General features: G+C 71.1%; 8 protein-coding genes and 1 pseudogene. 3 read left to right on the top strand and 6 right to left on the bottom strand.

Features of this window, described 5'->3' with window-relative positions:
* Positions 1-251: hypothetical protein (locus tag FFK22_RS40275; RefSeq protein ID WP_221939247.1), on the bottom strand; the 251-nt coding region annotated here is incomplete at its 3' end.
* On the bottom strand, positions 248-763 hold the full coding sequence (locus tag FFK22_RS40270; protein ID WP_138892113.1) for a hypothetical protein: 516 nt from the start codon (positions 761-763) through the stop codon (positions 248-250). The genes FFK22_RS40275 and FFK22_RS40270, both read right to left, overlap by 4 nt.
* A gap of 204 nt (positions 764-967) precedes the next feature.
* Between FFK22_RS40270 and corA the strand changes: the two genes are divergently transcribed.
* Entirely contained in the window at positions 968-1927 is a 960-nt protein-coding gene (corA, locus tag FFK22_RS40265) for a magnesium/cobalt transporter CorA (protein WP_306770253.1), read from the top strand.
* A 15-nt stretch (positions 1928-1942) separates the two neighbouring features.
* On the opposite strand, the gene FFK22_RS40260 is transcribed toward corA, so the two are convergent.
* The 3 genes and pseudogenes from FFK22_RS40260 to FFK22_RS44650 all read right to left on the bottom strand — a co-directional run.
* Entirely contained in the window at positions 1943-2356 is a 414-nt protein-coding gene (locus FFK22_RS40260) for a hypothetical protein (RefSeq protein ID WP_138892111.1), read from the bottom strand.
* Positions 2357-2402: 46 nt separating this feature from the next.
* Positions 2403-3368 (bottom strand): class I tRNA ligase family protein, encoded by a 966-nt coding sequence (locus tag FFK22_RS44170; protein WP_221939245.1) that lies wholly within the window; start codon positions 3366-3368, stop codon positions 2403-2405.
* Positions 3369-3396: 28 nt separating this feature from the next.
* Positions 3397-4110, bottom strand: a pseudogene (locus tag FFK22_RS44650) (class I tRNA ligase family protein); the annotation flags it as partial.
* Positions 4111-4395: 285 nt separating this feature from the next.
* Here FFK22_RS44650 and FFK22_RS40250 point away from each other — a divergent pair.
* Positions 4396-5121, top strand: a complete 726-nt coding sequence (locus FFK22_RS40250) for a tRNA-uridine aminocarboxypropyltransferase (protein WP_138892110.1) — start codon at positions 4396-4398, stop codon at positions 5119-5121.
* On the opposite strand, the gene FFK22_RS40245 is transcribed toward FFK22_RS40250, so the two are convergent.
* Positions 5118-6530, bottom strand: coding sequence for a DHA2 family efflux MFS transporter permease subunit (locus FFK22_RS40245; protein ID WP_138892109.1), 1413 nt, complete (start codon positions 6528-6530; stop codon positions 5118-5120). The two genes, FFK22_RS40250 and FFK22_RS40245, sit on opposite strands and share 4 nt — an antisense overlap.
* Before the next feature lie 203 nt (positions 6531-6733).
* Between FFK22_RS40245 and FFK22_RS40240 the strand changes: the two genes are divergently transcribed.
* A partial coding sequence (locus FFK22_RS40240; RefSeq protein ID WP_143956948.1) for a TetR/AcrR family transcriptional regulator C-terminal domain-containing protein occupies positions 6734-7185 on the top strand: 452 nt, incomplete at its 3' end.

The raw sequence follows: 7185 nt of genomic DNA, 5'->3' as shown, positions 1-7185 counted from the left end.
ATCCCGCCGGCGACGCCGGCGATCACGTCCTGCTCGTCCTTGTGCAGGTCGCGCATCACCGACTTGACCCCGGCGGCGACCGCGGCCCGGGTGCCCATGCCGACGCTGTAGCCGACCACCGGATTGGCGGTGATGGCGCCGACCGTGCCGCCGGTGGCGATGCCGCTGACATCCGCCACCATGCTGCAGCCGGCCAGCGGCAGCAGCACGGGCAGCAGGTGCAGCAGCCGCGGCAGGCGCCACCCCCTCACTGCAGCGATCCCCACCGCTCCGTCGCCGGCTCGGCCGAAGCCCATTTCCAGGTCTCGCCATTCTGGCAGATGACGGCGACATAGAAGGCCTTGTCCTTCTCCGCCTCGACCGAGAACACGATCTCCTTGCAGGCCAAGGGCGGCGCGCCGATCAGCCGGCTGACCGTGACCTGGCCCTGCTCGTCCGCTTCGATCGGCACGTCGTGCGAAATGTCCCAGCGCGCCACCTGGCCGACCGCCATCGGGCCGGCGACCGTGGCGATCCGGTCCTGCTCGGCCTGATGCACCTTGCGCTCGCCATATTGCAGCCCGGCGCTGGCGACCGAGCGGACGCCGAGGCCAATGCCGGTGGCCACCAGGGCGTTCTTGGTGACGGCCGTGGCCGCCGCCGCGCCGCCGACGCCGGCAAGATCCGCCGTGCCCTCATGCAGCAGAGAGCTGCAGCCGCCGAGCGACAGGGCTGAAACCAGAAGGAGAACTGCAATGGAGGCTTTGCACGTTCTGGCAAGCATCGCACCGACTTGAGCCACGGTCTTCGGACTGTCGGCCCGAATTGCGAATCACCGTAACATCAACTTGTTACAAATGTCGATGAAGGTGGAATCTCAATTTCTGCCGACTTCGGAAGCATGGCCTGCCGCGCCCCGGCTGGCGGCACCGCGGCGCCGTGCTATCGTGCGGCCGGCGCCGGAGATCGGAGGAACGCCTTGGGTCGTGTGATTGCAGCCGTCGCCTACTCCGAAGGGCGCCGGGTTGCCGAGATCGCCCTGTCGGAGGGCAAGAGCTGGTCGGACAAGCCCGGCCATGTCGTCTGGATCGGCATCCACGAGCCGGAGGAGGCCGAGCTGCGCGACGTGGCGCAGCAATTCGGGCTGCACCCGCTGGCGATCGAGGACGCGCTGAACGCGCATCAGCGGCCGAAGCTCGAGACCTATGGCGACACCCTGTTCGTGGTGCTGCGCACCGCGCACCGGGTGAAGGACCATACCGAGTTCGGCGAGACCCACCTCTTCGTCGGCCCCGGCTATGTCATCGCGGTGCGGCATGGTCCCTCCTCCTACACCAAGGTGCGGGAACGGGCCGAGGCCAACCCCGCGCTGCTGAAGCATGGCGAGGACTTCATCCTCTATTCGATCCTCGACTTCGTGGTCGACAACTACACGCCGGTGGTGGAGGCGATCGAGGCCGAGGTGACGGCGCTGGAGCAGCGGGTGCTGAAAGTGCCGCTGACCGCCCACGACATCGAACGGATCCACGCGCTGCGCCGCGAGCTGATGGTGATCCGCCGCACCGTCACCCCGACGGCGGAGGTGTGCAAGCAGCTGGAGCACACCGAGTCGGACTGCATCAACGAGGCGATGCACCCCTATTTCCGCGACGTCGCCGACCATGTGAAGCGGGTCAGCGACCATATCGACGCGCTGCGCGAGATCGTCACCCACACCTTCGAGGCCGGGTTGCTGCTGGAGTCCTCGCGCCAGAACCAGGTGCAACGGAAATTCGCCGCCTGGGCCGCGATCCTGGCGGTGCCGACCGCGATCGCCGGCATCTACGGCATGAACTTCGAGAACATGCCGGAGCTGCGCCTGCCCTATGGCTACTACATGGTGCTGGGCGGGATCGCGGCCCTGTGCGGCTTCCTGTACTGGCGGTTCAAGCGCTGGGGCTGGCTTTAGGCAGGCTTCCGTGCGTCATGGCGGCGGGGTGACCGGGCCGCAATACCGGAACTCGCGGCCATTGATGAAGATCTTCCCGCTCCGCCAGAACACGGACCCGTAGGTCCAGGACTCGCCCGCGCTCCCGCCATGGGAGCAGCTCAGGGACCGGCCCCGTCCGCGCTTCACCACGAGGCAGACTTCGGAATTGTCGATGATCAGCCGCGAGGGGTAGTGGTTGTCGAAGGCGATCTTCTGGATGTTGACGGCCCGGCCGACCCACGCCCGGTCCAGGCTGCGGTCGACGGCGATCGGCCCCTCCCGGCACATCGCCTCGGTCGGCGCATAGAAGCCGTCCCCCGTGCTGGGCCGGCTGAGGATCAGCACCGTCATGATCACGGCCATGGTGGCCACGGCGGCGCCGATCCATGCCAGGGACCGTCCCATCATGCCCGCTCCCGATTGCACGGGAGAGGTCATAGCAGGGCCGCGCCGGTCAGGGTACGCTGTCCGCTTGCTTTCCCGCCACCCCGGCGAAGGCCTGCCGTTGCGCCTCGGCCCAGCCGGGCGGGAATTTCGCGAACAGGATCGGCGGGGCCAAGACCCGCTGCCCCGGTACGGCCCCGCGCAGCCCCGCCGCGCCGGAGTCCGGCCAGACCGGCACCGCCTCCGCCGGTCCCAGCGCCTGCAACACCCGGCCTGCGGCATCGGGGATGAAGGCCCAGGCCGTCACCGCCGCGACCCGGACCAGATCGATCCCGGTGCGCAGCACCGCCGCGGCCCGGCCGGGATCGCTGCGGATCGCGGTCCAGGGCGCCTGCTCGGCCAGATAGGCATTGGCCAGGCGCCAGATTGCCCTGACCTCCGCCGCCGCCCGGCGCAGCGCCAGATCCCGGTGATGGCCGCGCAGATCGGCCAGATGCCGGTCCAGCGCCGCGGCCAGGCGATGCTCCGGCTCGCCCGCGTCACCGCCCTCCGGCACGACGCCGCCGAAGCGCGCCGCGGTGAAGCTCAGCACCCGGTTCACCAGGTTGCCGAAGCTGTCGGCGAGATCGTGGTTCACCTCCGCGGCGAAGCGGCCGAAGCCGAAATCGGTGTCGCCGCCCTCCGGCGCGTTGGCGGCCAGCCACCAGCGCCAGGCATCGGCCGGGGCGAGGTCAAGCGCGCGGTCGAGGAACACGCCGCGGCCCTCGCTGGTCGAGAACTTGCCGCCCTCATAGGTCAGCCAGTTCACGCCCTTGATCACGTCGACCGTCTTCCAGGGCTCGCCGGAACCGAGCAGCGTGCAGGGGAAACCGATGGCGTGGAACGGCACGTTGTCCTTGCCCAGGAACTGCAGGTACTCGACCTCGTCCGCCTGCCACCACCAGCTTCGCCAGTTGCGCCGGCCGGGGTCGGCGGCAGCCCAGCCCTGGGCCGCGGCGATATAGGCGATCGGCGCGTCGAACCAGACATAGAACACCTTGCCAGCCCGGCTTCGGCACCGGCACGCCCCAGGCCAGGTCGCGGGTGATGCAGCGGTCGCGCAGCCCCTCCGCCAGCCAGCCGCGGGCGATCGCGGAGACCAGCGCCGGCCAGCCGCGGCGGCTGCCCAGCCAGCGTTCGAGCTCCCCGGCCAGGGCGGACTGGCGCAGGAACAGGTGCCGGGTCGGCCGCCGCTTCAGATCCGTAGCGCCGGACAGGGCCGAGCGCGGCGCGATCAGGTCGGTCGGGTCGAGCGTGCGGGTGCAGGCCTCGCACTGGTCGCCACGGGCGCGGTCGTGGCCGCAATGCGGGCAGGTGCCGACGACATAGCGGTCGGGCAGGAAGCGCCCGTCGGCCGGGGACCAGACCTGCTCCAGCACCCGCTCGGCGATCAGGCCCCGCGCCTCCAGCCGGCGGAAGAAATGCTGGGTCAAGGCGTGGTTGCGCGGATGGGAGGAGCGGTCGAAATGGTCGAAGGACAGGGCGAAGCGCCGGTAGATCGCCGCCTGCACGGCGTGCTGCCGCTCGCAATAGGCGGCGACGTCCAGCCTGGCCTCGGCGGCGGCCAGCTCGGCCGGGGTGCCGTGCTCGTCGGTGGCGCAGAGGAACAGCACCTCGTCGCCGACCTGGCGGCGGAAGCGGGCGTGGATGTCGGCCGGCAGCAGCGACCCGGCGAGGTTGCCGAGATGCTTGACGCCGTTGATGTAGGGCAGCGCGCTGGTGATCAGAACCTTGGCCATCGGGGCCTCCTGTTGGCGTGACGGCGCCGGACCGCGGGTACAAAAAACCCCTCCGCGGGAGACCGGGAGGGGCGGGTCCGACGCGTCGCGCGCGCCAGGCTTCAGGCGCGCGTCACCCCTTCCGGCAGATCTCCTGCAGGACGGGCCGGCGCATTCGTGCGGCACGGCGGAAGAGGGGCATGGGCGACATCCGGTGGTTGACGCCCCGATGATCCGGCGTCCCGCGGCCCGATGCAAGCGCCGATCCCCGCTTGCCAGCGCGCCGGGACTGCGGTTCAACACGGCATGACCGATCCCATCGACACCGAAGACCTGCAGCCGGCCGCGTCGGACGCCGAGTGCCCGCGCTGCCTGAAGCCGCTGGCGCTGTGCGTCTGCGACACGGTGGTGCCGATCGAGAACCGGATCGGCCTGTTGATCCTGCAGCACCCGCAGGAGCAGGCGAAGGAGCTGGGCACCGCCCGGCTAACCGCGCTGCACCTGACCGACGCCGTGTTCAAGATCGGCCTGTCCTGGCCCAGCCTGGCCGCGGCGCTGGGCCGGCCGGCCGACCCGAAGCGCTGGGCCGTGCTGTATCTCGGCTCGATGCGGCCGGAGGATTTCCCGCCGGGACGCGAGCTGGTTGTGCTGGACAGGAAGGGCGCGCCACTGCCCGAACAGGACTCGGCGCTGGACGAGATCGAAGGCGTGGTGGTGCTGGACGGCACCTGGAGCCAGGCCAAGACGCTGTGGTGGCGCAACGCCTGGATGCTGAAGGGAAGGCGCATCGCGCTGAAGCCGCAGCGCCCGTCGCTGTACGGCAAGCTGCGGCGCGAGCCCCGGCGCGAGGCGCTGTCGACGCTGGAATCCGCCGCCTTCCTGCTGAGCCGGCTGGAGGGGCGGCCGGAGATCGAGGCTGCCCTTCTGGCCAGCTTCGCCCGGATGCTCGATCGCTACCGCGCCAGCCAGCCGGCACGCCCGGCCCGGCCGGATCGCCGCCGGCCGCAGCAGCGCCGCGGCCGTCAGCGCTAGCCCCGCCGCTCCGCCCGCAGCAGGGCCAGCGCCGGCAGCAGCGGCAGCGCCGCCACCAGCGCCAGGATGCCATGGGTGGCGTCGAAGGCGGCCAGCGCCCCGCTCGGAAAGGGCGGCCCGGGCGGCAGGAACAGGCCGAACAGCGCCACCGCCAGCGCCGCGCCGATCGAGGCGCCGGTGCGGTCGAGGATGTTCAGCAGCGGCACCCCGTCCGGCACTCGCTCGCGCGGCAGCGAGGCCAGGGCCACCGTCATCGCCGGCATCGCTGCCAGCACCATGCCGAAGCCGCGCACCGCCAGCACGGCGGAGAGCCAGAGATAGCTGGTGTGCGCCTCCAGGAAGGCCAGCGACACGGTGCCGAGCACGGTCAGGACGGTGCCGGCCAGCACCAACCGGCCGCCGCCGAAGCGGTCGGCCAGCCGCCCGCTGAGCGGCATGGCCAGGGCGATGCCGAGATCCTGCGGCAGGATCAGCAGGCCGGTCATGAACACCGTCTCGTGCCGCACCAGCAGGTAGTAGAGCGGCAGCGCGATCTGCGCCCCGTAGACGGTGAAGCCACCGCAGAACAGGATCAGCCCGGCCGGGCCGAAGATGCGCTCGCGCAGCAGGCGGATGCGGATCAGCGGCGCCGCCATCCGCCGCGCCCGCAGCCCGAAGCCGGCGACCAGCAGGAGGCCGAGCAGCAGTGCGCCGTCGGCCATGGCCGCGCCGAAGCCGCCGGCCTGGGCGATGGCGAAGACGCCCCAGGTCATCAACGGCAGGCCGAGGGTCAGCAGGATCAGGCCAAGGATGTCGAGACTGTCGGCCTCGCCCGCCTGGGCGCGCGGCAACCAGCGCCAGCCGGCCAGGAGGGCGGCGAGGCCGAGCGGCAGGTTGATCCAGAACAGCCATTGCCAGCCCTGCCAGGCCAGCAGAGCGCTGCCGACGGTGGAGCCGATCGCCGGGGCCAGCACCACGACGATGCCCATCGTGCCCATCAGCCGTCCCATCCGCCCGGGCCCGGCGGCCATGCCGAGCAGCATCTGCCCGACCGGCACCAGCAGGCCGCCGCACAGGCCCAGCAGCACCCGCGCCGCGATCAGCTGCCCGGCCGTGGCGGACAGGGCGCAGGCGACCGAGACCAGGATGAACAGGATCAAGCTGGCGAACCACAGCCGGGTCGGCCCGATCCGCCGTGCCGCCCAGGCGCTGACCGGAATCGAGGCGGCCAGGGCCAGCAGATAGCCGGTCGCCACCCATTGCATGGTGTCGAGCGTCGCGCCGAAGCCCTCGCCCATCGGCGCCAGGCCGATGTTCACGATCGAGGTGGTGAGCCGCGACAGGAAGCCGCCGACCACCAGGATCGCCGCCTGGCGCCACAGCCCGGCCGGGATCCTCTCCAGCGATGCGGCCGGTGCAAGGGCGGCCATGGCGAGTCCTTATCGATGATAAATTTATCACTGATAAGGAGCCGATCGCGGCTAGGCTGTCAAGCGGGCATTGGAGGCGGTTCGCTTCCCCTCAGTCGTATCCCCGCGAAAGCGGGGATCTCGTCGGGGCCTGACCGGCGAGGGATTCCCGCTTTCGCGGGAATGACGGAAAGGGGAACCGGCGAGGCGGTGGGGAGCGGACCATGAAGCTGCAGCGGGACGCGGTGATCGGGACGGCGCTGGATCTGCTGGACGAGGTCGGCATCGACGGGTTGAGCACCCGCCGCCTGGCCGAGCGGCTCGGCGTGCAGTCCCCGGCCCTGTACTGGCACTTCAAGAACAAGCGCGCCCTGCTCGACGCCATGGCCGCAGCGATGATGGAGGCGGCCGGGATGCGGCGAACGGTCGAGTCCGGTGCCGACTGGCGCGACTGGATGGCGGAGGATGCCCGCCGGTTCCGCCGGGCGCTGCTGTCGCGGCGCGACGGCGCCCGGCTGCACGCCGGCACCCGGCCGGAGCCGGCGGAGTTCGCCGCGGTCGAATCCGAGACCGCCCTGCTGTGCGCACAGGGCCTCAGCCCGGCCGACGCGCTGCGGGCCGAGATCGCCATCGGCCGCTACGTGGTGGGCTGGGTGCTGGAGGAGCAGGCCGATGC

Origin of the sequence: Mycobacterium sp. KBS0706 (assembly GCF_005938675.2) — a bacterium.
Lineage (GTDB): Bacteria > Pseudomonadota > Alphaproteobacteria > DSM-16000 > Inquilinaceae > Inquilinus.
This window is presented reverse-complemented; position numbering and strand designations above follow the sequence as displayed.

Coding starts and splice junctions, on each gene's coding strand:
- FFK22_RS40270 (WP_138892113.1), bottom strand. CDS start 763: ATGCTTGCCAGAACGTGCAAAGCCTCCATTGCAGTTCTCCTTCTGGTT.
- FFK22_RS40260 (WP_138892111.1), bottom strand. CDS start 2,356: ATGATGGGACGGTCCCTGGCATGGATCGGCGCCGCCGTGGCCACCATG.
- FFK22_RS40250 (WP_138892110.1), top strand. CDS start 4,396: ATGACCGATCCCATCGACACCGAAGACCTGCAGCCGGCCGCGTCGGAC.
- FFK22_RS40245 (WP_138892109.1), bottom strand. CDS start 6,530: ATGGCCGCCCTTGCACCGGCCGCATCGCTGGAGAGGATCCCGGCCGGG.